General features: G+C 68.8%; 26 protein-coding genes. 7 read left to right on the forward strand and 19 right to left on the reverse strand.

Translation table 11 applies throughout. The features are described 5' to 3' along the window. The first annotated feature begins 28 nt into the window (after positions 1 to 28). Positions 29 to 661: a dihydrofolate reductase family protein gene (locus tag AC59HU_RS07280; RefSeq protein WP_497222713.1), complete on the forward strand. Its 633-nt coding sequence runs from the start codon at positions 29 to 31 to the stop codon at positions 659 to 661. Between the two features lie 59 nt (positions 662 to 720). Here the strand turns inward: AC59HU_RS07280 and AC59HU_RS07285 are convergent, their stop codons facing one another. After that, positions 721 to 1,179, reverse strand: a complete 459-nt coding sequence (locus AC59HU_RS07285) for a hypothetical protein (RefSeq protein WP_497222714.1) — start codon at positions 1,177 to 1,179, stop codon at positions 721 to 723. Between the two features lie 108 nt (positions 1,180 to 1,287). On the opposite strand from AC59HU_RS07285, the gene AC59HU_RS07290 reads away from it, so the two are divergent. Continuing rightward, complete coding sequence (locus tag AC59HU_RS07290; RefSeq protein ID WP_497222715.1) at positions 1,288 to 2,325, forward strand: amidohydrolase family protein; 1,038 nt, start codon at positions 1,288 to 1,290, stop codon at positions 2,323 to 2,325. Positions 2,326 to 2,397: 72 nt separating this feature from the next. Here AC59HU_RS07290 and AC59HU_RS07295 read toward each other — a convergent pair whose 3' ends face one another. From AC59HU_RS07295 to AC59HU_RS07340, 10 genes are all read right to left on the reverse strand, one after another. Beyond that, on the reverse strand, positions 2,398 to 2,913 hold the full coding sequence (locus tag AC59HU_RS07295) for a hypothetical protein (protein ID WP_497222716.1): 516 nt from the start codon (positions 2,911 to 2,913) through the stop codon (positions 2,398 to 2,400). A gap of 636 nt (positions 2,914 to 3,549) precedes the next feature. Beyond that, on the reverse strand, positions 3,550 to 3,921 hold the full coding sequence (locus AC59HU_RS07300; RefSeq protein WP_497222717.1) for a hypothetical protein: 372 nt from the start codon (positions 3,919 to 3,921) through the stop codon (positions 3,550 to 3,552). 77 nt (positions 3,922 to 3,998) lie between these two features. Beyond that, positions 3,999 to 4,301 carry a hypothetical protein gene (locus tag AC59HU_RS07305; RefSeq protein WP_497222718.1) on the reverse strand — a complete coding sequence of 101 codons (303 nt, stop codon included), beginning with the start codon at positions 4,299 to 4,301 and terminating at the stop codon, positions 3,999 to 4,001. A 340-nt stretch (positions 4,302 to 4,641) separates the two neighbouring features. After that, a complete protein-coding gene (locus AC59HU_RS07310) occupies positions 4,642 to 5,025 on the reverse strand; it encodes a DUF6188 family protein (RefSeq protein WP_497222719.1) in 384 nt (127 codons plus the stop codon). 137 nt (positions 5,026 to 5,162) lie between these two features. Next, positions 5,163 to 5,864 carry a hypothetical protein gene (locus AC59HU_RS07315; protein WP_497222720.1) on the reverse strand — a complete coding sequence of 234 codons (702 nt, stop codon included), beginning with the start codon at positions 5,862 to 5,864 and terminating at the stop codon, positions 5,163 to 5,165. Positions 5,865 to 6,155: 291 nt separating this feature from the next. Next, a complete protein-coding gene (locus AC59HU_RS07320) occupies positions 6,156 to 6,524 on the reverse strand; it encodes an Imm8 family immunity protein (RefSeq protein WP_497222721.1) in 369 nt (122 codons plus the stop codon). Between the two features lie 262 nt (positions 6,525 to 6,786). Next, entirely contained in the window at positions 6,787 to 7,353 is a 567-nt protein-coding gene (locus tag AC59HU_RS07325) for a hypothetical protein (RefSeq protein ID WP_497222722.1), read from the reverse strand. Positions 7,354 to 8,339: 986 nt separating this feature from the next. Beyond that, the gene (locus tag AC59HU_RS07330; RefSeq protein ID WP_497222723.1) at positions 8,340 to 8,864 is read right to left on the reverse strand and encodes an RES family NAD+ phosphorylase; all 525 of its coding nucleotides are present in this window, start codon (positions 8,862 to 8,864) and stop codon (positions 8,340 to 8,342) included. A 74-nt stretch (positions 8,865 to 8,938) separates the two neighbouring features. Further along, entirely contained in the window at positions 8,939 to 9,478 is a 540-nt protein-coding gene (locus AC59HU_RS07335; RefSeq protein WP_497222724.1) for a hypothetical protein, read from the reverse strand. 145 nt (positions 9,479 to 9,623) lie between these two features. Then, entirely contained in the window at positions 9,624 to 11,165 is a 1,542-nt protein-coding gene (locus AC59HU_RS07340) for an MFS transporter (protein WP_497222725.1), read from the reverse strand. 66 nt (positions 11,166 to 11,231) lie between these two features. Here AC59HU_RS07340 and AC59HU_RS07345 point away from each other — a divergent pair, with 66 nt between their 5' ends. The 5 genes from AC59HU_RS07345 (at position 11,232) to AC59HU_RS07365 (ending at position 15,733) form a co-directional block, all read left to right on the forward strand. Continuing rightward, entirely contained in the window at positions 11,232 to 11,810 is a 579-nt protein-coding gene (locus AC59HU_RS07345) for a TetR/AcrR family transcriptional regulator (RefSeq protein ID WP_497222726.1), read from the forward strand. A 132-nt stretch (positions 11,811 to 11,942) separates the two neighbouring features. After that, positions 11,943 to 12,578, forward strand: coding sequence for a hypothetical protein (locus AC59HU_RS07350; protein WP_497222727.1), 636 nt, complete (start codon positions 11,943 to 11,945; stop codon positions 12,576 to 12,578). 174 nt (positions 12,579 to 12,752) lie between these two features. Further along, entirely contained in the window at positions 12,753 to 13,757 is a 1,005-nt protein-coding gene (locus tag AC59HU_RS07355) for a hypothetical protein (RefSeq protein ID WP_497222728.1), read from the forward strand. A 10-nt stretch (positions 13,758 to 13,767) separates the two neighbouring features. After that, a complete protein-coding gene (locus tag AC59HU_RS07360; protein WP_497222729.1) occupies positions 13,768 to 14,400 on the forward strand; it encodes a MerR family transcriptional regulator in 633 nt (210 codons plus the stop codon). A gap of 76 nt (positions 14,401 to 14,476) precedes the next feature. After that, positions 14,477 to 15,733, forward strand: coding sequence for an LCP family protein (locus tag AC59HU_RS07365; protein WP_497222730.1), 1,257 nt, complete (start codon positions 14,477 to 14,479; stop codon positions 15,731 to 15,733). Between the two features lie 16 nt (positions 15,734 to 15,749). Here AC59HU_RS07365 and AC59HU_RS07370 read toward each other — a convergent pair whose 3' ends face one another. From AC59HU_RS07370 to AC59HU_RS07405, 8 genes are all read right to left on the reverse strand, one after another. Then, positions 15,750 to 16,355: a DUF2238 domain-containing protein gene (locus tag AC59HU_RS07370; protein ID WP_497222731.1), complete on the reverse strand. Its 606-nt coding sequence runs from the start codon at positions 16,353 to 16,355 to the stop codon at positions 15,750 to 15,752. Further along, entirely contained in the window at positions 16,352 to 17,185 is an 834-nt protein-coding gene (locus AC59HU_RS07375; protein ID WP_497222732.1) for an endonuclease/exonuclease/phosphatase family protein, read from the reverse strand. The genes AC59HU_RS07370 and AC59HU_RS07375 overlap by 4 nt, the downstream gene beginning before the upstream one ends. Before the next feature lie 171 nt (positions 17,186 to 17,356). Further along, positions 17,357 to 18,310 (reverse strand): NADP-dependent oxidoreductase, encoded by a 954-nt coding sequence (locus AC59HU_RS07380; protein ID WP_497222733.1) that lies wholly within the window; start codon positions 18,308 to 18,310, stop codon positions 17,357 to 17,359. 67 nt (positions 18,311 to 18,377) lie between these two features. After that, positions 18,378 to 20,537 (reverse strand): cell wall-binding repeat-containing protein, encoded by a 2,160-nt coding sequence (locus AC59HU_RS07385; RefSeq protein ID WP_497222734.1) that lies wholly within the window; start codon positions 20,535 to 20,537, stop codon positions 18,378 to 18,380. 58 nt (positions 20,538 to 20,595) lie between these two features. Further along, complete coding sequence (locus AC59HU_RS07390; RefSeq protein WP_497222735.1) at positions 20,596 to 21,600, reverse strand: sugar kinase; 1,005 nt, start codon at positions 21,598 to 21,600, stop codon at positions 20,596 to 20,598. After that, positions 21,597 to 22,397, reverse strand: coding sequence for a bifunctional 4-hydroxy-2-oxoglutarate aldolase/2-dehydro-3-deoxy-phosphogluconate aldolase (locus AC59HU_RS07395; protein WP_497222736.1), 801 nt, complete (start codon positions 22,395 to 22,397; stop codon positions 21,597 to 21,599). The genes AC59HU_RS07390 and AC59HU_RS07395 overlap by 4 nt, the downstream gene beginning before the upstream one ends. Next, entirely contained in the window at positions 22,394 to 23,152 is a 759-nt protein-coding gene (locus AC59HU_RS07400; protein ID WP_497222737.1) for an SDR family oxidoreductase, read from the reverse strand. The genes AC59HU_RS07395 and AC59HU_RS07400 overlap by 4 nt, the downstream gene beginning before the upstream one ends. Continuing rightward, a complete protein-coding gene (locus AC59HU_RS07405) occupies positions 23,149 to 24,180 on the reverse strand; it encodes a zinc-dependent alcohol dehydrogenase (protein WP_497222738.1) in 1,032 nt (343 codons plus the stop codon). Before AC59HU_RS07405 ends, AC59HU_RS07400 begins: the two co-directional genes overlap by 4 nt. Between the last annotated feature and the right edge of the window lie 13 nt (positions 24,181 to 24,193).

Genomic DNA, 24,193 nt, shown 5'->3' on the forward strand with positions numbered 1-24,193 from the left:
TTCGTGCTTCGGCGATGGGAGGATCAGGATGACCGGCCGGATCGAGATCGACCTGTTCAGCACGCTCGACGGGGTCATGCAGGCGCCGGGCGGCCCGGAGGAGGACCCGGAGGGCGGCTTCGCCTTCGGCGGCTGGCAGGCCCCGTTGGAGGACGAGGCGATCGGCGCCGACGTGATGGCGGGGATCGGGCGGCTCGACGCGCTCCTCCTGGGCCGGCGCACCTACGACGTCTTCGCCGCCTATTGGCCCCATCACCTCGACGGGCCCGAGGGGCAGATCGGCACCCTGCTCGACGCGGTGCCGAAGTACGTGGCCTCGCGCGGCCGGCCCGAGCTGCCCTGGCGCGACTCGCACCTGCTCGGCGACGACCTGGCGGCAGAGGTGGCGGGCCTGCGCGACCGGCACGAGAACATCCACGTCATCGGCAGCATCGACTTCGCGCGCACGCTGGTGGCCGAGGGGCTCTTCGATCGACTGAACCTCTGGGTCTACCCGATCGTGCTCGGCGCGGGCAAGCGTCTGTTCCCGCCGGAGGGGCCGGCACTGACCCTCGAGCTGCTCGAGCCCGCGGTCAGCACCTCCGACGGCGGCCTGCTCCTGCACTACGGCCCGACCGGCCGCACCCCGACCACCGGCGACATGACGGCGCGCGACGCGTAGGGCGGCGGTGCAGCGCGGCCCTCGCAGGCTGCCCCGCGCGCTTCGGCTCGGCCTCCTGGTCAGGCGGCGGGCGGGTTCGAGGCCATGTAGTCGCGCATAGGGATGAGGTTCTGCAGCGGCGCGAAGTAGCCGGCCTCCGGCAGGTCGAACGCGATGCCGAAGACGCCGACCGAGGCGAACGTGGCGGCCCACTCGATGGCCGAGGGCAGCGGCACCGCGAGCAGCATGGAGGCCTCCTCCTCGGAGAGTCCCGCGCCGAGCGCCGCGGCCCGCGCGCGCTCACCCGTGGTGAAGGCGAAGAGCATCGGACCCTGCGGGAGCTCGCCGGCGTAAGGGCCGGGCGCCTCGGGTGTCCCGCGGGCGATGAAGATCCAGCGGTCGAGGCCGTAGATGGCGCGCCAGAGGCCGTCCATCGCGGCGAAGTCGTCCGGCTGCGCCCGCAGCAGTGCGGCCCGGCGGTCGATCTCGGCGACCTGCTCGGGCGAGGGGTCCAGGGACGGTGACTCGGAGTTCTCCATGACTTCAGCATTCCACGCCGGATGCGAGGTCGCAGGCGGCGGCGAGAGGCGTAGTCTCGGCCCACGTCCGCCCGGCGATCCGGTGCCGGACGCCCGGAGGGAGACCCGATGACCGACGCAGACAGCCCCACCACCGTCCATCCCGACAGCGAGCTGGATGGCGTCCACCCGCTCATCGCGATCGAGGAGCACTGGACCGACACATCCCTCGACCGCGCTCTGCGATCGCTGCCCGAGGCCGACCGCGACCCCAGCCTCGTGCTCAACGACCACGGCGACCTCGGCGAGCGCCTCGCCGATCTGGGCGCCGGTCGCGTCGAGGCGATGGATGCGCAGGGCGTCGATGTGCAGGTGATCTCACTCGCTCCGCCCGGCGGCCAGGGGCTCGGAGTCGCCGATGCCGTGGCGCTCAGTCGCGACGCCAACGACGTCGCTGCGGCGCGCGTGGCCGAGGCGCCGACGCGCTTCGCGGCCCTGGCCACCCTGCCCCTCGCCGACCCGGCCGCATCCGCTCGTGAGCTCGAGCGCGCCGCCGGTCTGGGCTTCGTCGGCACGATGGTCTACGGGCGAACCGGCGAGGTGCCGCTCGACGACCCGCGCTTCGACGACCTGTGGGCGGTGGCGGCCGAGCTCGGGATGCCGGTCTTCATCCATCCGCAGATTCCGCCGCGGGCCGTGCGCGCGGCGTCGTACGGCGGACTCGGCGCGCTGCCCGATCTGGCGCTCTCCACCTTCGCCTGGGGCTGGCACCTCGAGGCGGGTACCGCCGCGCTGCGGCTGATGGCGGCCGGGGTGCTCGACCGGCATCCCGAATTGCAGCTGGTGCTCGGCCACTGGGGCGAGCTGCTGCTGTTCTGGCACGAGCGGGCCGACGGGCTGGCCCGGATGGCGCGGCTCGAGCGCTCGGTCACCGAGTACCTGCGCGAGAACGTCTGGATCACCGCCTCGGGCATGCTCGACCCGGCCTTGCTGCAGCATGCGCTGGCGGTCACGACGCCCGATCGCCTCATCTTCTCGACCGATTACCCCTTCCAGCAGCCCACCGCCGCCGATATCGAGACGTTCCTGGCGCACTTCCCCGACGACGCCTCCCGCGCCTCCTTCACGTCGGGCGCCGCCCGCCGCCTCTTCGGCCTGGGCGGCTAGCCCACCTCGCGCTCTCGCGAAGCCCCTGTGTCAAGGGTTTCGATTCTTCGTGCCCGTCTTTGTAAGGAAGCGTCAGGAATCCGCTGTCCACGTAGATAGGCATTGAATTGAGCCGATCCTTGAGTCCCAGCCGGGCAATCCGGAGCTCACCTCGTCGGCTGGCCGTCCAAAATCAGGCTGCCACTCGTCTAGCCCCGGCACATTCCCCGAATAAAAGGATGCTTTCTTAGCTGTCACCTGGAGGCGCTCGCCAGTCTTGTAAAATTCGAAATCGATTGCGAGGCCGCCCGCGGTTCGCGAAAAGCTCGACCCCATGACTACCCAAGCGCGATTGCGGTCCTGAGAGTCCGAGTCATTCCATTGCAACGCCGAGACACCGCCGAGCACGAGGATTCCCACGTCCTGGCCCTCGAACTCGGCTGTCGTTCTGAGATCGAACAGCAAGCCCCAGGTGCCACGCCACGCGACCTGTGCGAGTTCAAGGAACGTCGCTTCCGACAGCACATCAGCGTCAGCAAACACGTCTGGAGCCCCGCCAGGCCACGCGTGAGTCTGAGCGTGGTGAAGAAACAACTCCCGAATCTTCATCAGTCTCCTACCTGCAGACAGGAGTGACACGTCATCCCTGTTGACCCACCTCAATGCGAGGTCTTCCGAGCTGCTCCGCGTGGTGCATGCTTCGCAAGAAGGGCGTCCCGTCCGCACCCCGATCTTTCATGTACAGATGACCCCATCCCACGATCAGGGCATCGAAGTCCACGTTGTACCGGCTGTAGACGGGCTCGGGAAACCCCATAACCACATGCCGCTGGAACGAGACCGACGGCGTTCTCCCAGTGAAGAATGCCCAATGCAAGCGTGGGCACCGCTGAATCAGCGTGTCCCCGAGAAACAGACCGAGGTCATTGCAAACCGAATACCAAGACGAAGCCAAACGCCCTGGCGCGTGGACATCTTCCTCGACTGAGTCCCGAAACCAGTGGTTCAATCCCTGAATCGCAGCGTCGTCGCCTCTGAGTACGACCCCGTTGCTTTCGAGTAGACCGCGAAGCTGCGCAATTCGATCGCTCTTCTCGTTCATAATTTTTTGGTAGGCCGCACGCGCCTCTGTTCTAGACACGTCCTGGAGTGGCGCGCGCACCCCCGGATCATAGATCCCGATAACCCTGCCAGTTCGCAGTCACCCGGTCACCTTCATGTGCGTTTCCTCCCGTGCCGATCCAGTCAAGGCATCGTCAGTGGCTGGCTCTGATCTCGACCCGTTAGAACCGCGCACACGCGTGAAGCATCTCGGGTCAGCCAGATAGTCGTTACCAGATTCGAGTGGCGTATGAGAATGGAGGTCAGATCCTCGGTCGGAATCAGAGTGATTTCTCTCAGAAAAGAATCTTCCCCCTCGACGAGCTCTGACCTCTTCCTTGCAATTCTGCGTCCGAACGTCTTGAGAATCTCAGCTTTGGAATTACGGTGGCCCAGAAAATCGAGCTCATGACTCCCTGCGATCGCGACGAACGCACGCCGCCGCCCCGCGTCGGAAACCGGCCCGCGCTCGGCGGCCTCGATGAGTTGCGCTCGAGAAAGTTGCACTGAAAGCATCCTTTCATGATTCTAAATCGCGTCACAGGGCCTGCAGGGAGCCGCACCGCGCTTATGCTCGCTGATGTCTCAGGCGCCTAGGGGACGTCGAGCCAGGCCTCAAAACCTCGCCGGTCTCGATCGGGCTCCTCCAAGATTTCGGATAGACGTGCTCGCCAATCCGCTTCGGTTCCATCCCACGGAACAAAGCCAGCGCCCGCAATATCACCTACGCGAACTCCGGCGGTGGTCGCTAGTTCGATCAGACAATCCAGAACTTCCTCCCGGATTGCACCTTCTGCGAGTCCTGGATTCTCGGCGCGCGCAATGCGCTCGATCTGGAAGAGCGGCACCCAGTCGTCCGCACCTAGAGCTAATACGTGCTCTCGCATAGAGTTCATGCTTTACATCCTCAGAGATGGATCCTGATTCTTGCGCGATTCGGCTTGAAGACCTCGACGGTCTCCCGAACCCTACGGCTCAATCAGCGGCCCAGCGAAGTGCCAGATAAGCCTCTCCGTCAAACGCGGTCGTAATCCGCGCTAATTCCTCCAAGGATGGAGTCGTAGTCGGCTGGGCCGACAGCAGCCTCGCGGGCGAAGAGGCCTACAGCCGCATCAGTTGTAGTCCGGTGCGAGAACGTCGCGATCACTTTGTCCATCGAGGAGTCAATGTGATGCCGCCATTAGTGATTTCATTCTCTCCTCTGACTTCAATCCAGACCTCGATGCGAATGCCCATCTACGGCTTGGTCGGCGCTTTCCACGAGCCCACCTCGCCACCTGGTTGCGCCACCCAGAGGCGCCCATCCGCTGCGGTGAATGACCATGCTTCATAGTCCTGGTCGGGACCCACTGATAAGAGTGTCCTGCCTAAGCGGATTTCAAGCCTGCCACGCTCGTCGTAGGTAGCGCTGGATATCTCCTCGTGGAGCAGCGACACCAGAGGGAGCAAGACGGATGAGTCGGAGGCGGGCTTCTCCGGGACGAAGCGTTTCGACTCCTGCGCCTCGATCGAGATATCAATCGGTGAGCCGATGCGAAATAGTCCAGCCGCGGTGTCAATCGAGAGCGCGAAGTCAAACCCCAAACGGTCGATGGTGCTCTCTGAGATGGGAAGAAACACCTTCACCAGCCTTTCGGTAAGGGATATGAGCCATCAGGCAGTCGAGGTGTACGATTCACAGATTCTGGGCCGACGCTCAGTCTTAGCGAGCCGATTGATGGGACTCGTCGCCAGCGTCACGGAGATTCTTCCAGTGATCAGATCACTTCGTGACTAGCTTTGATCAGGGTCACGAAGTTGTAGAGCTCCGAAACCGTTTTTGGATCAGCGAAGACCTGGACCCCCTCTTCCCGATCGTCGAACGCACCGAAACACCGAACGGGCTTGATGCCCAAGTCAAGCGCGAGCCGGGCAAACGTACGCCAGCCTTCAGGCTTACGCCTGTCGACCTGGCTCAAACTCTTCAGGCCGGCCGTATCCGACAACAGGGAGACTGGCGAGACAAATATCTCCATCGACGCCCCTCCTGCCGCCCCTTCAACCACTGCTTGCAGCGCATCCGACGTTGGGACTCCCCACTGGAGGACTTTTTCTGGGACTCTGCCATTTGAAGCTGAATTGCCCGAAACGCTCGGACCGAGTTCGGCCCACGCAGCTGACCGCGCGAGCTTCCCACCCGATGGCAATGCGCCGCGCCGGAGCTCGAATTCTGAAGGATTGGATCTGCTTTCACGCGAGAGTAGGACGAATAGCAGCTCTCCGAAAAAGTTCCGAGCAGACTGCGCGAGAAGCTGAGACGTCAGATGCGCGGGACCTGCGCCCCGCACTTGTTCGAGAGACAAGCAGGCACCCCCAGCCGGCACGTATGCATTGCTTCGATGGTCCTCTATCCCGAGGATGACGTCAGTAGCCATGATGCCCACCATCCGGAGTATTGAAGAGCGTTCCTGCAGGCTCACTAGTCGACACTAGGTGAGACTTTCTTGAAGTCGAGTGTTTTGCCCGAATCGACCCCACCGATCTCATACGAGAGCACCAACTGGTTGCCCGAGTCTCGAAAGAACAACACCGTTCCCGCGCCCAAGCCTCCTCTGTCATCTAGTACCCCTTCCGGTAATCAAACAGATTGCTAATGGGTTCCTCAATCGCGCCGCTGTTTGCCATCTTCACGAACGTGTCCCCGGGTTGCGTGTCGACAAGCACATCGGGGTTCGCAACGCGTCAACGAGCCCACAGGGAAGGACATCGCCTCAGGGATTGCTGAGCGGGCGATAGTCTTCGAATTCCCACTGCGCGAAGCGCGAAATGCGCGTGGCGAGTTCCAACCAATCGGAACCTTCCTGGTCGGCAATCAGCCGCGTCAGGTACTGACGCAGCACGCGGGTATTCCACTCCTTCACGAAGATGTGGTGTCTCAGCTCAAGCGGACTATCACTTTGACGTGTCTGCTCTACCACCCACGAATCGGAGGCTACGACCACATTGAATGATTCTTCGCCCGGCTCACCTGATGGACCGACACCCAGTTCAACCAGGATTGCAAAAGCAGCGCCCGGGTCAGGAGCAAATGAATCGAAATCAACATCGGGGCTGCCAAGCGTTCGCAACTCTGCTCTCATCGGTCGATGATAGGGGGAGAAATACTCTCCCCGCTCAAGCGAATCTCGTATTGAGCCCACAAGCTCGGGCAGTGCGACATCAGCCGCATGCCGCGCCGTTGCCGAGACCGTCGATCAGCAGATCGAGATTGGCTGAGCCATACCCAACTACCTGTGTAAGGGCGCGCATTGCGTGCCATGAACTGACCCGGTAGACCCTTTCATGTCGCAAGCGCCATTGGATGTTCATGCCGCTAGGCTGGCGTACCGCTAACCCCGTAGCTCAATTATCGGCCCAGCGAAGTGCTACATAGGCCTCCCCGTCAAACGCGGTTGTAATCGCAGCAAGGATCGTTGACGCCACGCTCTCGCTCAACATTTCGGGATTGGTTCCCGGGCTCAGTGCCGCGAGTTCCTGTTCAGTCATCGAGGAGACAAAAGCATTCAAAGGCCACGCAGCGGTGCGGAGCAGATAGTCGGCCGCAGACCAGTCATGAATCGGGGCGAATCGTTCGATTCTGCGACCTATGACGAAATTCGGCTCGACGACGTCGCCCGCGGACAGGAACGCCGCGTCTTCCACATCCGCTTCGACGATAAGAGAGTTGCCGCCCAGTCCCGCTAGATAGGCAAGATAAGCACGCACCGTCTCCTGGGGCGCGCTTTGTCCGATCCCGATATTCGTCAAAGGCGAACGATGCGGGCCATTGTGGGCGACGAGTAATTTGGCCTGTTCGGCTGCGGCGATGCGTTTCACTACCGCACGGGTGAGCGCTGAGCCGAATTCGCCATCCCCCCTGTCGAGCGATACCTCGAACCACCGGCGGGCCAGGCCAAGGTCGAGGTCCACTCCAGGTCCCGAGCCCATAGCTAGCCTCGTTCGCTGTTCCGTGGACGTGCGCGGTTTACAGCACAGACAACGCCGAGCAAGAATCCGACTGCCCCGAAAGGCACAAAATTAGTCGACCAGGCGACCTTGGACTCGAATACGAATTCCGCGCATGCGGCTAGAGTCGCGCCGCCAAAGGTAAAGCACGAGGCACCGGATGCGAGGGCCCGCACGAGGAGGTGTTGTTTCGCGAATAACTTCAAGGCGAGGCTCGCCACCAGAGCTGTCAGGAGCCCTGCGAAGACGCCAATCGGGATCTCGAGAAGGAGAAATGACAAACCGAGGACTGCTCCGGACGGCGTAACTCCCGGCGCAGAGAGCGTTATCCCGCCTTGGAAGGCGATCCCTGCGACCACGCCCGCGATGACGCCGAGCGCAAGGGTTCCAGGACGCCCGCCGACGTGGGTACAGGGGCTACTACCGGCCATATCTGATTATGTCCTCCCTCAAGTCGTGATGCCCATGATCCCGAGTCGCTCGTTCGACTCCGACAGCGTGAGGGCCGCACAGCCATATCGCCAGCAAGGAAATTTCCTGCTCCGCACGGCCCGCTGTGAACGCGCGCGCCCTCCGAGGTCTCGCGAAAAATCCTGCCAGTCTCAGCGAGCTCCTCTGCCGAGAGTGCACGCCCACTCGAATCACGCAGGACCAGTCTCGGAGCCCCCATGCAGTCGCGATTGAGGCGTTCCTGAATTGGAGATAAGGGCCAGCTCCTCGACCGTGGCGACCAACGTCACCTCGTCGCCATCCGTGCCGATGATGCGCACTCTTCCTCCTGAAAAACGTCTCGTCGGATCTGGCCAGTACCGCTTCGGATTTCCAGGTCACGCCGAGTTCCAGTCTTCACGACGTCATCGACCAAGTCGACCGGGTATTTCCGGACGGCATCGCTCGAGCTATCAGGGAAACGCAACAGGCGTGCGATTGCTCGGGGTCGGTCGGCGGGGCTAGAGGGTCTCGAGCTCGTCGGAGTGGGGTTGAGCGTAGAGCTGGATGCCGGCCAGCGCGCACGCCGCAGCGCCCGGGAGCGAGTCGAGGATGTCGCCGAAGGGATGCTCGCCCTCGTCGCCGAAGAGCGCCCAGGCGGTGTCGGCGCCGTTGGTGAAGCTCGAGCCGTAGCGGATCCCCTCGAAGCCCACCTCGTCGAAAGCCGCGGCCCACTGTTGCGGGATGTCGTAGTCGTCCATCGTCGCGAGCATCCGTGTCACGTGGTGGTCCACGGCGTCGGCGGCGCCGATGTCGGCGCAGCGGAACGCACGGCCGGCACGGATGATCGAGACGACGAAGGCGTGGGCCAGGCTTGCCGGCACGACCCCTTGAGCGAAGACCTGCTCCCGGAGCTTCTCGCGCACCGCCGTCGTGACGTCGTCGGCGACGTAACAGGTGCCCTTCTCGTTCTGCAGGTTGAAACGGAAGGCCTGCGTGCCGTTGAAGAAGAACGGGCCGTTGTCCGGTCGATGCGACCGGTGCACCAGCCGACCCTCATCCAGGACCTCTGCGGGGAATCCCGACAGATCGCGATCAGCCGGGGGCGGGGGTTGGCGGCTCACGCGGCCCACGCCGCCGCGGTACGGCGGGCCTGCTCGAGCACGACCGAGGTCTGGCCGGCCTGCAGCAGTTCGGCGTTCGACTGACCGTCGGAGTCCGGGTCGTCGAGTCGGCCGTTCAGCCATTGTGCCCACAGCCACGGATCGTCGTGGCCTTCGGCGAGCACCGCGAGCACGGCTCGGAGGCCGGGGAGCATCTCGCCGCGCGGTCCGAACTGGAACGCCGGGAAGACCGCCTTCTCGTCGCTCGTCCACAGCCGCAGGATGTCGCCACGATTCGACGCCTGACGGATCGCCTCTCGCGACACCTTGCGGAGCGCGGTGAGACTGGTGGTCGTGTAGAACGGGCCGACGAAGCGGTTCACGGGGCTCCTGATCGGGGCGACCGGGAGTGGCCGCAGCATCGCGTCGGCGGCCTCATCCGGCGTCAGGATGCTCGCGAGCCCCCGCACCTGTTCGTCGGTCAGGGCACGCAAGCGTCGCTCGACCGCTTGCGCGACCTCGTGGCTGAAGTCGGCGGGAATTGGCTCGATCGACATCGGGCTCCTTCCGTCAAGTGCGTCAAGGAGATGGTAGATCGGGAGCGTCAAGTGCGTCAAGGTGCTGGTCGGCGGAGGCTGGCCGGACGTTGGCTCGAAACGGATGGGCCGGCTCCGAAGCCGGCCCATCCAGTAGCTCGCTGTCTTACTCGGCCGCGAGGGCTGCCGGCACGGGGGCCGGCTTGCCGGCGGGCGGTGCGTCGGTCGGGATCTGGCGGCCGGGGAGGAAGAAGGAGAGCGCTGTTGCCACCGCCGTGATGGCTATCGCCCACCAGAACGCGGTGTGGAAGGCGTCGACCGCGGCCACCGCTCCCGCCGCAGCGCCCGCATCCGCACCGCCCGCATCCGCACCACCCGCGCGGACCGCTCCGGCCGCCCCGGCCAGCACCACCGCCAGCACCGCCGTGCCGAAGGCCCCGCCGAGCTGCTGCGTCAGCCGGGTGATCGTGCTCGCGTGGGGCACCTCGGGCCGATCCAGCCCCACGAAGCCCACGGCCATGATCGGGATCATCACCGCCCCGAGTCCGAAACCGCGCACGACCAGCACGAGCGCGAGCATCCACACGCTGGTGTCGCCGTCGAAGAACGCGAACGGGATCGTCGCCAGCAGCACCACGGCGAAGCCCAGAACCGCGACCGTGCGCGCCCCGATGCGATCGGTGAGCCGGCCCGCGAGCGAGCGGCTGAGCAGCGAGCCGACGCCCTGCGGGATGAGCAGCAGGCCCGCGCCGAGGGCGTCGGTGCCACGGAGCTCCTGGAACGACAGCGGCAGCACGAGCATGCCGCCGTACAGGGCGGCGCCCATCAGGAACATCAGACCGGATGCCGCGGCGAGCGGGCGGTGCTTCAGCAGGCGGAGATCGACGAGCGCGTCACGGCGTCCGGCGCCGATCCCGTCACCCCGCGCGTCGCCGCGCCCGGCCCCGACGCCGCGACGCAGCCCGAACCCGCGGGTGGCGTGCAGCACGAACAGCACCAGCAGCACCGCGCCGGCGGCGAGGGGCGCCCAGACGTCGAGGCGCCCGAACCCGCCGTCGCCGGCCGCGTTGCTCAGCCCGTAGAGCAGCCCGACGACCGCGGGCGAGAGCAGCACCAGACCGAGCACGTCGAGGCGGGCCGTGCCGCGCGGGCCGTCGGCCGGGATGAACCGCCACGCCAGCACGAGCCCCACGACCCCGAACGGCACGTTGACCCAGAACAGCCACGGCCAGCTGCCGGCGCCGAGGATGAGCCCGCCGATCACCGGCCCGAGGATGGGGCCGAGTGCCGTCGGCAGCGATGCCACCGACATGACGCGGCCGAGCGACTGACCGCGCGCGGCCTGCATCAGCAGCGTGGTGAGCAGCGGCATCATCGCGCCGGCGCCGATGCCCTGCACCACCCGGAACGAGATCAGGCTGGCCGGGTCCCAGGCGAGCGAGCAGAGGATGCTGCCCACCGTGAAGACGACGAGCGCCGCCATCCAGAGTCGTCGGCCGCCGACGCGGTTCTGCAGCCAGCCGACGATCGGCACGGTCACGCCTAGCGCGAGGAGGTAGCCCGTGCTGACCCATTGGATCGTGTCGAGACTCGTGCCGAGATCGCCGGCGAGCGTGTGCAGCGCCACGCTGACGATCGTCGAGTCGAACAGCGGCGCCATCGCGCCGACGACCAGCGCGATGGCCAGCCGGGTGAGGTTCTTGTCCATGTCCACCTTAGATACGTTGGAGTGTCTTATTCGCAGCACTCTACGTCTCCGCGATAAGATACGCAAATGGATCTTGTTAAGACCCGCCGTCGAGGCGCCGAGCTCGAGGAGGCGCTGCTGGATGCGGCCTGGGCCGAGCTCCAAGAGGTCGGCTACCCGGCCTTCACCTACGAGGGGGTCGCCCAGCGCGCCGGCACCTCGAAGACCGTGCTCTACCGGCGTTGGCCGGCGAAGGTGGATCTCGTGCTGGCCACGCTCACCCACGGCGGCCTCTTCATGCGTCGCGAGCTCGCCGACACGGGCACCCTGCGCGGCGACATCCTGGCCACCCTCCGCGACTTCAACGCCGCCCGGGCCGAGTTCATGACGATGATCAGCGTCTATCTCTCGAGCATCCACGCCGACACCGGGCTCACCCCGGCCGACCTGCGCGAGCGGCTGCTCGGCGGCGGGGCCGACACCGGGCGCGTCCTGCTCGAGCGCGCGGTCGAGCGCGGCGAGATCCCCCGGCGCGACTGGCCGCGCGGGCTGACGACGCTGCCGGCCGATCTGGTGCGGCACGATCTCGTGATGACGCTGAGGCAGCTGCCCGACGCCCGCATCCTCGAGATCGTCGACGACCTCTGGCTCCCCCTCATCCGCTGACGCGGGTAGCGGTGCTGGCGCTGGTGTGCGTGCATCCTGGCGGACACCCCACGGCGCGATAGCGTGGCCTTCCGACGACTGGTGACGGGATGAGGGGGCACGGTTCGTGCGATCGATCGGCGCAGGCCTCCGGTGAGGAATCTCCGGGGATTCTGGATCGGCGTCGCGGCGACCGTCCTCACCACCGGCGCGGTCCTCGCCATCCAGTTCGCTCGCATCGCGGGTTCGACCGGAAGCATCGCGCAGGCGACGGCGACCGCGATCGGGGTGGTGCTCGCGGTAGCCCTCGCCTGGGCGATCGGCTATGGCGGCCTGGTGGCGGCGGGCGGGTGGTCGCGCCGCCGCCGACTCCTTCTGCAGCTGCAGCCCTGGCCCGTCCTCGTGGCGGCGACCCGCGACGAGCCGCTGACTCTCGAACTGCAGCGGGCGCGCGAGTGGAATCGACTCGGGCGGAGGAACATCCCCTGGGGCCTCACCCTCACGGCGGACGCCCACGGCCTCGGCCTCTGGTCTGACCGGTCAGGTCGCCTCGACGCCGAGATGTGGGTGCCCTGGACGTGGGTGTGGGACATCCAGCCCACGGTGTCCGCCTCCGGCCTGGATCGCTCCCGGGCCATCGGGATCGCGGCGGACTACCTAGGCGTTCGTGTCGACGTCGCCGTGCCGATCCGAGGCGGCTTCCCACTCGACACCGGCCTGGCCTCGCCCGAGAGCATCCTCCACCTCGTCGACGACCTCAACCGCCTCCGCTCGGTCGCTGCGCGCTGATGAGCCTGATCTCGTGAGCTTTCGCACCAGGCAGCGCGGTCGCTTCCAGCTAGCGAGGTCTGACTTTTCATGACATCCGGAATAATAGATAGTGAAACTCTCCGATAGTGTTACTATCCATGTAGGCGACCGGTCGGTCGTTTATCCGGGATAGCAGCGAAGGACCGTGCGCCCATGTCCACGATCGAAAGACCGCCCACGACCGCGGGGCGGGCGGGGCTCCGCCCCCTCGTCTGGCACCGCCCCCTACTCTGGCTCACCGCCGCGATGGCCGCTCTGGCGGTGGTCAGCGCGATCGGCATCGTCGTCGACCCGCGCGAGCTCGTCGGGGCACCCGCCTGGGCGAAACCGCTCAAGTTCGCGCTCTCCATCGGCCTCTACACCGCGACCCTGTCGTGGCTGATCGGCATGCTGCCCACCCGGCGCCGGCTCGGCTGGTGGATCGGCACCGTCACGGCGGTGTGCCTCCTCGTCGAGATCGTCGTCATCGTCGGAGCGGTGGTGACCGGCACGACCAGCCACTTCAACGTGTCGACGCCGTTCCACGCGGTCGTCTGGGAGGTGATGGCCGTCTCGATCGGGATCGTGTGGATGGCGGCGCTGCCCGTGGCCGTCCTCCTGTTCCGGGCGCGCCTCGGCGATCGGGCCCGCACGCTCGCCATCCGCAGCGGGTTCGTCGTGGGGCTGATCGGGATGGCGCTGGCCTTCCTGATGACGATCCCGGGCGCAGACCAGATCACGAACTACCAGGGCATCGTCGGAGCCCACACCGTCGGCCTGCCCGACGGCGGGCCCGGACTCCCCCTCCTGGGCTGGAGCACGGTGGCCGGCGATCTGCGGATCCCCCACTTCGTCGGGATGCACGCGCTGCAGCTGATCCCGCTCTCGGCCCTGGTGCTGGAGCTGATGGCCCGGGGCGTCGCCGCCCTCCGTGACGAGGTCACGAGGCGGAACGTCGTGGTCGTCGTCATCGCCCTCTATTGCAGCGTGCTCGCGCTCCTCACCGCCCAGGCCCTCTCGGGCGAGTCGATCGTGCGACCCGGGCCCGTGGTCGTCGCCGTCGCATCCGCCCTCTTCGCCGCGGCGGCCGTGGCGATCGCGATCATCATCCGCCGCTCGCCGACCCGCTCCCCCGCCCGTCCCCGCGGCCGCGCCGGCGCCTTCCCCGGGCGCACCTAGGCTGGCGTGCATGAAGATGGCAGAACTCGCGCGCCGATCCGGGATCCCCGTAGCCACGATCAAGTTCTATCTGCGGGAGGGCCTCCTGCCGGCGGGAGAGCACCGCGCCGCCAACCAGGCCGTCTACACCGACGAACACCTGCGGCGGCTCTCGATGATCCGGGCCCTCCTCGAGGTCGGAGGGCTCAGCGTCGCGGCCGCCAAGAACGTCTTGCAGGCCATCGACTCCGACATGCCGCTGGCCGAGGCGTTCGAGGTCGCCCAGCACGCGGTCTCCGAGAGCCCCGACCCCTCGACCTTGAACCCCGCCGCGGTCGCCGTCGTCGACGAGATCACCGCGGGCTGGAACACGCATCCGCACAACCCGGGGCGGCTCGTGGCCGCTCGCACGATCGACACCTTCTGGAGCATCGGGCAGGAGGGCTCGCACGACTGGTTCGCCCGCTACGCCCAGGCCGCCATGCTCGCGGCCGAGGCCGACCTCGACGTGCTCGAGGCCCGCGACGGGCGGGATGCGCAGGCCGAGACCGTGGTCGTCGGCACCCTGCTCGGCGATGCCCTCTTCGCCGCGCTCCACCGCGCCGCTCAGGAGCACGTGTCATCGCTCCGGTTCGCCGGCGGGCCGGGACGGCGTGAGGGATAGCACCCTCTCGGCACGGCGCGCCGTGTTCTCAGCCTGGGCCGCTAATGTCTCGCCTGATGAACGGAACGACGGCCGCATGAGCAGATCGACGGCACAGGCCAGGCACGGCCGACAGGCCACCCCTTCGGCGGCGGGCCTCGTGCTCCGCTCGCTCGGCGTCGCGGTCTGCGTGCTCCTGGTCGCGGGCATCGCCGTCGTCGGTTACGCCGTGAACAGCGTGTCCACCGCCTTCCAAGAGGCCGCCGTCGACATCGGCGGCAGCACGCCCCCGCCTCCCCCGCCGTTCCTCGGAGCCATCGAGGGCGGCTTCAACATGCTCATCGTCGGCAGCGACAACGACGACAAGCAGGGCGACCAATACGGCGAGCGCGAGGGCACGTTGAACGACGTCAACATCCTGGTGCACGTCGCCGCCGACCACCGCAACGCCGTGGTGCTGAGCCTGCCGCGCGACCTCGTCATCCCGCAGCCGGCCTGCGACGACTCGGATGCGGTCTCCGCCCAGCCGCTCAACGCCGCATGGGGGCGGGGCGGTGACAACGGCCTCGGCTGCGTGGTCGCGACCGTGCGCGACCTGACCGGTCTCGACATCCCCTACGCGATGGAGACCTCCTTCAACGGCGTGATCGAGATGAGCAACGCCGTCGGTGGCGTCGACGTCTGCGTCACCGGCGAGATGAGCGACGAGTTCACCGGTCTCTTCCTCACCCCCGGGCACCACGTGCTGCAGGGCGCCGACGCGCTCGCCTTCCTCCGCAACCGCCACGGCGTCGGCGACGGCAGCGACCTGGCCCGCATCGGCTCGCAGCAGCAGTACCTCTCATCGCTGCTGCGCACGATCAAGAGCTCGAGCACCCTCTCCGACCCGGCCAAGGTCTACGGCCTGGCCCAGGCGGTCGCCCAGAACATCACGCCCTCAACGAGCCTCAAGGGCGCCGACACCCTGGTCTCGCTAGCGCTGGCCCTGAAGGACATCGACCTCTCGAAGGTCGTCTTCGTCTCGTACCCGGTGGCGGCGTACGTCGAGAACCCGAACCAGGTTCAGCCGATCCCGAGCCTCGCCGACGAACTGGTTCAGCGGATCGCGACCGACCAGCCCTTCTCGCTCGACACCTCGTCGACCGCGACCGGCTCGACCGCCGAGGGCACGGCGACGGATGCGGGCGGCACGACCACGCCGACCGACCCCGCCACGCCGACCGACCCGAGCACCCCGGCCGCGCCTCCTGCGACCGATGCTCCGACCGACTCGGCCTCGACCCCCGACGTGATCGAGGGCCTCAAGGGCCAGACCGCGGCCGAGCAGACCTGCGCGAACCCGTTCGAGGACTGACCTCAGAGCCCCGCGATCACCGGCCCGCGCTCGAGCCGCCCGCGATCACCGACCCACGCTCGAGCCGCACCGTGACCAGCAGCACCCCGGCGAGCAGCGCCCCCAGCCCGCCGACCGCCATGTCGCCGATCGTGTCGTCGTACTCGACGAAGATCGCCGAGCTCACGTAGGTCTTGCCGATCCACTCCACCATCTCCCACAGCGCGCTGACGGCGAGGCCGACCGCGGTGGTGATCAGGATGCCGCCGGCCGCCGAGAACCCCTCGCTCCGCGGGCGGGCCACCGCCCCGAGCCGCGCCAGGAAGAAGAAGGCCACGATCGCGATCGCTCCCGTGCAGACGAGGTGCACCGGGATGTCCCACCACGGCACCCGCGTGTAGAGGTCGAGCACGTTGCTCCACGCGGCCGTCAGCAGCACGACGCAATAGGCGACGTCGAAGCCCGCGCGCATCCCGAGGAATCGCGGCAGCAGCAGACCCGGCAGCACGAACGCGAGGATGCCGGCATCGGTCGCGCTGAACAGCACCGCGGCGACGATCACGCTCACCAGGCCCAGGATGCGCAGCGCATCCGCGATGAGTTCGGCGGCGCCGCGCGGCGGACGGAGGAACTCCGCGATCACCCGGTCGCCTCGGGCAGCCGCAGCACCGCCTGCACGGGCAGGTGGTCGGAGGCCCAGACCCCGTCGGGCCGGCGCGGGTCGATGCCGATGCGGTCGACGGTGATGCCGGGGGTCACCGCGATCCAGTCGATGCGCTTGCGCTTGAGCTGCGGATCCCGGTAGTTCGTGAAGGTGCCCCATGCGGGCGTGAGCCGGGTCTCGGCCGCACCCCACGCATCCGTCAGCACCCCGTCGCGGAACAGCTCGACCAGCGCGGTCGTGCCCTCGCCGGTGTTGAGGTCGCCGGTCACGATCGCGGGGAGCCCCGAATCGGCGACGAGCTGCCGCACCTGCGCCGCCGCCCGCACCCGGGCGCGGCGGGAGAAGTTGTCGAAGTGCGTGTTGATCGCGAGGAAGCGGATGCCCGTGGCCCGGTCGCGGAACTCCGCGCGCACGAGCTCGCGCGGGGTGAGGTTGCCCCAGCCGCGGGATCCGGGCTTGTCGGGGGTGTCGGAGAGCGCGAGCTGCGACCAGGCGAGCAGGCGGAGCCGGTCGGTGTCGAAGTAGATCGGCGTGCCCTCGCCCTGGCCGTCGGCGTTGCGGCCGTGCCCGATGCGCCGGTGGCCGCGGCCGAGGGCCTGGGCGACGAAGCGCGCCTGGCCGGGCAGGGCCTCCTGCACTCCGAGCAGCGTCGGGCGCTCGGAGCGGAGCAGCTCGGCGACGGCCGGCTGCCGGGTGCTCCAGCGGTCGGCCGAGGGCGGCAGGGCCTTGGGCATGCGGCGGCGGATGTTGAACGTCATGACGTGCAGGAGAGGTGCGTCGACCCGCCCGATGAGCACTTTTTCCTTCACCCTCCGAGCCTAGGCCGAGCCGTCCCGCCCCGCCCGGCCCGCGCCCGCCTGACTGTCCGCGATCCGTCAGTTGTGGTCGCTAAACCGGGCGGATGGCGACCACAACTGACGGGTCGATGACAGTCGGGGGCGGGCCAGGGGAGGAGGGGGTCGAGGACAGTCGGGGGCGGGTCAGGGGAGCAGGGGGTCGAGGATGACTTTGCCGCGCACCGCACCCGTGTCGACGAGCACCTGCGCCTGCGCCGCATCCCGGAGCGGCAGGCGCAGACCGATCTCGACCTCGAAGTCGCCGAGCTCGATCAGCTCGAGCGTCACGGCGTAGGCGGCGGCGCGCAGGGCGAGCTCCTCGGGGGTGGGCGGCACGGGCTTGCCCCCGGCCCAGGCCTGGATGCCGAGTTCGGCCGCGCGGGCACCGGCGACGATCGTGCCGATGCGCTGGCGGTCGGGCACCAGTTCGATCGAGGTCTGGAGCGCCTCGTCGGTGCCGGCCGCGTCGAGGGCCGCGTCGACGCCCTCGGGTGCGAGCCCGCGCACGCGGTCGGCGAGACCAGGGCCGTAGGCGACCGGGATCGCGCCGAGCTCGCGGAGCCGTTCGTGGTTACGCGGGCTCGCGGTGGCGATGACGGTCGCTCCCCAGTCGCGGCAGAACTGCACCGCGGCCTGGCCGACCGCCCCCGAGCCGCCGTGCACGAGCACCGTCGTGCCGAGCTCGACGCCGAGCGACTTGAGGGCCTGATACGCGGTGCCGGCCGGGATGCCGATGGCGGCCGCCTCGTCCCAGCCGACCGCGGCGGGCTTGCGCACGAGCTGCTCGGCGCGGGCGACGACGTGGGTCGCGTACGCGTTCTTCGCCTGGCGGATGACGACCTCGTCGCCGACCGTCCAGTCATCCACCCCCGCGCCGACCTCGATGACGACGCCTGCCGCGTCGAACCCCGGAACTCGCGGCGTCTGGATCGGATCGCTCGACCGCAGCCCCGTTCGCAGCTTCACGTCGATCGGGTTCACACCGATCGCCCGCGTCTCGACCACCACGCCGCCGGCCGGCGCCGACGGGGTCGGCACCTCGACGAACTCCAACACCTCGGGCCCGCCGAACTCGCGGTACTGCACCTGCTTCGCCATGCCCGCAATGCTATTCCCGGACCGCCGCGCACTCCCCTCGCATGTCGGGATGCGTCACGTCGTCGCGTCAGCAGAGGCGGAGGTCGGCCACCTGATCCCACAGCGTCGACTCGCCGCCGATGAGCGACACCGCCGCGGTCTCACTCGCCGCGAGGTGCCGGAGCGCCGCGTCAGGGACGCAGCTCTGCGGCACGACGTACAGCGGCGCTCCCGCGTGGGCGGCGATGGCCCCGCCGGAGAGCGCATCCGGGAACTGGGCCCCCGCAGCGAGATACGCGGCGGACGGGTCGGGGAATGCCGCCTCGTTGACCGCCACGGAGGTCGCGTAGCGATCGGCGCCGGAGAGACGCGTCACCGTGCCGAGCGTTGCGAGGTCGGTGGCGACGCCCGCGGAGACGGTGCCGGTACCGCCCACCACGGTGAACGACGTGGCACCGAGTTGGGTGAGCAGCGACTTGGTCGCATCATCCACCTTCGACGCTGTGCCGTTCACGATGACGAGCGGTTCGTCGTGTGCCCCGGCGGCCGCCGAGGCCGAGAGAGCGTCGGGGAAGGTCTGCCCGCTGGCCACGTAGACGTGCTTCGCGCCGGCGGAGAACGCGGCGTCCACGACCGCTCGGCCGGTGGCGTAGCGGTCGTCTCCCGCGATCCGGGTGACGGTGCCCGCGAGCGTCCGGAGCGAGGCCTCGGTCTGAGCCGAGACCGAGCTCGTGCCGCCGACGACGACGATCTTGGCCGGATGCAGACGCCTGATCTCGCCGGCGACCTCGTCGGGCAGGGCGGCCGGGTCGGTGAGCAGCAGCGGACCGTCCTGCGTGCCCGCGGCGGCGCCGGCCGCCAGGGCGTCGGGGAAGCCCGTGCCGGAGGCGACGTACACGACCGGTGCCGAGTCCGGGAACGCGGTCCGCGATGCGGCGACCGCGGTGGAGTACCGACTGTCCCCCGCCAGCCGCGCGACCGCCGGGTGCCACCCGATCGTCGTGAGGTCGATGACCCCGAGCCGCCCCTTCTCTCCGTACGTCTGGACCGTCACCAGCGATTCGAAGGCCCACGATCCATCAGGCGTGACTGACAAGCCGGACATCGGTGCAGTGGGGGGTGCGTTCACCGGCTGGGAGTAGTCGGGCACCCTGGCACTCACCGTCAGCGATTCGGTGTCCACCTCGAAAATCGCCCTCCACGTCCTCACGAGCACGGATGTCGTGCTCGGCACCGGTGTGAGCCCGAGTACGTCTTCGTCATCGCCTAGCGGGACGAACGATGAGGAGCCGTCGCTCAGGTCGATGACGGTGACACCGCGAGGAGCACCGACGATGAGAGCGCTGTCGTCCGCGCTGAGACGACCGGACCATGCGTAGCCCTTCGGAGCGACGAAAAGTGTCCGCACGCCGGTGGCCAGGTCCAGACGCTCGAAGGTCGTCGGACCGGGGCCGGAACTTGGCACGGGCCTGGACATCACGAACGCTGAATCCGCGGACCAGGCGAAAGGAACCAGCTGAGGGCTGTCGAAGGCGCGGAGAATCGCTCCCGAGATCAGGTCCACTGCGGAGAATCGGTAAGTGAAGACCAGCCCGACCTGATGCACCGACTCGACGAACGCGATGAGGCCGTCCGGCGTGAAGTGCGGCTCCGTGACGACGTCTGCTTCTGGAAGCGGGACCTCCTTCGACACCTCGAAGGTCGTCGCATCGAGCACCGTGACCATATCGGCCTGCACCAGCACCAATCGCCGACCGTCTGGCGAAGCCGCGATGGTCGCCGGTGTGGCGAGGGGACGGGTTTTCATCACCGTCAGCGTTGCGGCGTCCAGCATCGAGAGCGAGTAGGGAGCGTCGTCGACATGAGTCTTTGACACGACGAAGACTCTCGAGCTGTCCGGGGCGACCACGATCCGCTGCACGACTCCCGGGAACGAGGCGACCGCTCGTTGGGAGCGAGTCGAGACGTCCATGGCGGTCACGACGTGTTGAGTCTCGAAGGTCGGGTCAGGCCTGAGGTAGATGGAGGCGCTGTCAGGCGAGACCACCGGCACTGTGGCCATGAAGGGAAGGTCCAGGTAGCCGGCACCCGGGGCGACGGGAACCGGCGTCGCGGCCGGCGCGTCGCTACCTACCGGCTCGGCAGACGCGGGAGCGGCCATCGCCCCCATCAGAGTGAGCAGCAGGGCTCCGGTGACGACGGCGGCGAGCTTGCGATGATGGCGCGGTGCACGCGCGTGATTCCCCATGGCGCGATCGTAGTCGACAGGTGTGGACGGATGTGACACCGCAGGTGAGCGGCGTGGGTCAGCGGCGGACGGGATCGGCGTGGGCGAAGGCCGCCAGGTCGGCGGGGTGGGCGAAGCCGCGCCAGTCGCTGGGGTGGGTGCAGGCGATCGCACCCGCCAGCGCGCCGTCGCGGAGCGCCTCGGAGACGGGGCGGTCGGCGAGACGCGCCGCGAGGTAGGCCGCGGTGAAGGCGTCGCCCGCGCCGACGGTATCGACGACGGGGACGGCGAACGCATCCTGGTGCAGCGCCTCGCCGTCGGCCACCGACGCGCTGGCGCCGTGGGGGCCCCGCTTGAGCACGGCTTCGGCCGGGCCGAGCGCTCGGAGAGCTGCGAGCAGCGCGTCCGTATCATCGTGTGGCTCAGAGGCGGGGGCACCAACGACCAGACGCGCCTCGTCGTCGCCGGCGATGACGAGGTCGGCCCGGGCGACGAGGGCGCGCAGCACCGACGCCGCCTCCGCGTCGGGCCAGAGGCGCGAGCGGTGGTTCACGTCGAACGAGACCCGGCAGCCGGCCGCCCGCGCCCGATCGATCGCGACCGAGACGGTCTCGCGCGCCGAGGCCGAGAGCGCCGGGGTGATGCCCGTGAGGTGCAGCAGGGCGTAGCGGCCGAAGTCGACCGCATCCAGATCGGCCGGGGTCAGCCGACTGCCCGCGCTGCCGGCGCGGTAGTAGGTCACCTCGGTGCGTCCGGCGTGGGGCGTGGCCTTGATCATCAGCCCGGTCGGCGCCCCGGCATCGGCGAGCGCGACGACGTCGATGCCCTCCGCACGCAGGTCGCCCGAGACACGGCCACCCAACGCATCCTCACCGACCCGGCCGAGCCAGGTCACCGGCACGCCCAGGCGCGCCAGCCCGACGGCCACGTTGCCCTCGGCGCCGCCCGTCTCGAGGTGCGCGGTCGCCAGGTGCTCGAGTCCCCCGATGCCCTCGCCGCGGATGAGCGCCATGCTCTCCCCGATCGTCAGCACCCCGCCCGGCCGCTCGCCAGCGCCTTCATTCAGGGCCCCGCCGCCGCTCACGAGCGCACCGCCGCCAGTGCCGCCGCCACGTCGGCCGCTGCCGCGCGCGCCAGGCCCGCGATCCGCTCGAAGTCGCCCGCCGCGATCGCGTCGCGCGGCACCACCCAACCCCCGCTGACCGCGAAGACCGACGGATGCTCCAGATACTCCCGCGCGTTCGCCTGCGACACCCCGCCGCTGGGCAGGAAGCGGGCGGTCGGGAACGGCCCGGCCAGCGCATCCAGATACGCGGTACCGCCGAGCACCCCCGCCGGGAAGACCTTCACGTGATCGAGCCCGGCGCGGAGCGCCCGCCCGAGCTCGGTGGGCGTCGCCACGCCCGGAACGATGTCGAGCCCCCGCGCCTGAGCATCCGCAACGACCTCGTCGTCGAAGCCCGGGGTCACGGCGAACCGCGCCCCCGCACCGACGGCGGCCGCGAGCTGCCCCGGCGTGACGACCGTGCCGACACCCGCGACGAAGCCCGGCACACCGGCCGCCGCCTCGAGCGCGGCGAGCGCCGCCGGGGTGCGGAGCGTGAACTCCCCGCAGCCGATCCCTCCCGCCACCAGCGCCTCGGCGAGGTCACGGGCGCAGGATGCGTCGTCGATCACGACGACCGGCACGATCCACTGCCCGGCGAGCGAGAGCGGCGCCCCGGCAAGCGGCGCGCCCGCAGCGAACGCCGACGACGAACCGCCCGCCGAGCCGGCAAGCCCCCCGCTCGGCGACCCGGCCGACCCACCAGCCGTCGCCGAGCCGACCGAACCGCCCGAACCGGCCGCGGCACCAGAGACGCTGCCGGCCACCCCGCTCACCGCCCCAGCCATCCGCCGTCGACCGGCAGGATGATCCCGTCGACGTAGTCCGACGCCGACGACGCCAGGAACACCGTCGCCCCGGCCAGGTCGTCGGCCTTCCCCCAGCGCCCGGCCGGGATGCGGGCGAGGATCGCCTCGGCCCGCACCGGGTCGTCCTGCAGCGCCTGGGTGTTGTCGGTCGCGATGTACCCGGGGGCGATCGCGTTCACGTTGACACCCAGCGGCGCCCACTCGTTGGCGAGCGCCTTGGTCAGCCCGGCCACTCCCGACTTCGCGGCGGTGTAGCCCGGCACGTTCACCCCGCCCTGGAAGCTCAGCATCGACGCCGTGAAGATCACCTTGCCGCGCCCCCGCTCGATCATCCCCGCGGCCACGGCCTGCGTCAGCCGGAACTGGCTCGTGAGGTTGACCGCGAGCACCCTGTCCCACAGCTCCATCGGATGCGTCGCCGCCGGCGCCCGCTCGATGGTGCCCGCGTTGTTGACGAGCACGTCGACCGGTCGCCCGGCCAGGGTGCGGCCGAGCTCGTCGACCGCCGCGGGATCCGCGAAGTCGCAGGCGATCGCCTCGAACGAGCGGCCCGCCGCCTCGACGGCCTCGCCGATCGTACTGCCGGTCGTCGGGATGCTGGCGCTCACCGCGATCACGTCCGACCCGGCCTCGGCGAGCGCCTTGGCCATCGCGAACCCGATGCCGCGGCTCGCTCCGGTCACGACCGAGAGCCGCCCCTCGAGCGAGAACGAGGCGCTCATGCCCCGGCCCCGGCCCGCACGTCGACCAGGATCTTCATCGCCCGACCGCTCTCGAGCTCCTCGAGCGCCTGCTGGGTCTCGGCGAGCGGCACGCTCCGGGTGATCAGGGCGTCGGCCGGGATGGTGCCGTCGGCGATCAGCTCGACGGCGCGCTCGAAGTCGGTGCGCTGGTAGACGCGCGCACCGCGGATGGTCAGCTCGCGCCAGAACACCCGCTGCAGGTCGATCTCGCGCGGGGTGGGGTGGATGGCGACGACGACGAGGGTGCCACGCACCTTCGCGAGCGCCGTCGCGCCGAGCACGGCGGCCGCGGCGCCGGAGACCTCGAAGACGACGTCGGCGCCGGCCCCCTCGGTCCACTCCTCGACCCAGGCGGTCTGGTCGACGGCGCGGGGGTCGACGGTCGTGAAGCCGAGCTCCTCGACCTGCGCCCGGCGGCCCGCGTCGACCTCGATCACCACGACCGACGCCCCGACGGATCGGGCGACGGTCGCGATCAGCACGCCGATCGGGCCACCGCCGATCACGACCGCCTTGTCGCCGGCCTGCAGCTCGGCGCGGCGCACGTCGTGCACGGCGACCGCGGTCGGTTCGACGAGGGCGGCGTGGTCGAGCCGAATGCCCTCGGGCAGTGCCACGAGCGTGCCGGCCGGCACGTTCCACAGCCGCTGCAGCGCACCGGGTGAGTCGATGCCGATGAAGTCGAGGTTCTGGCAGATGTGCGAGTTGCCGGCGAGGCACGCCGGGCAGGTGCCGTCCCAGGAGAGCGGCATCACGGTGACCAGGTCGCCGACCGCCCAGCCCTCGACGCCCTCGCCCACGGCGGCGATGGAGCCGCTCATCTCGTGACCGAAGACGATCGAGTCGCCGACGCGCGCATCCATCGACCCGTGGAAGATGTGCAGGTCGGTGCCGCACAGCCCGACGTGGGAGACGTCGATCTGCACCTGGCCGGGCGGGGGCGGAGGCGTGGTCTCCGCCTCGGCGATCTCGATGGTGCGATTCCGCACGTAACTGGCAGTCAGCACTGACTCAACCTTC

The organism is Herbiconiux sp. 320_LB, assembly GCF_059691755.1.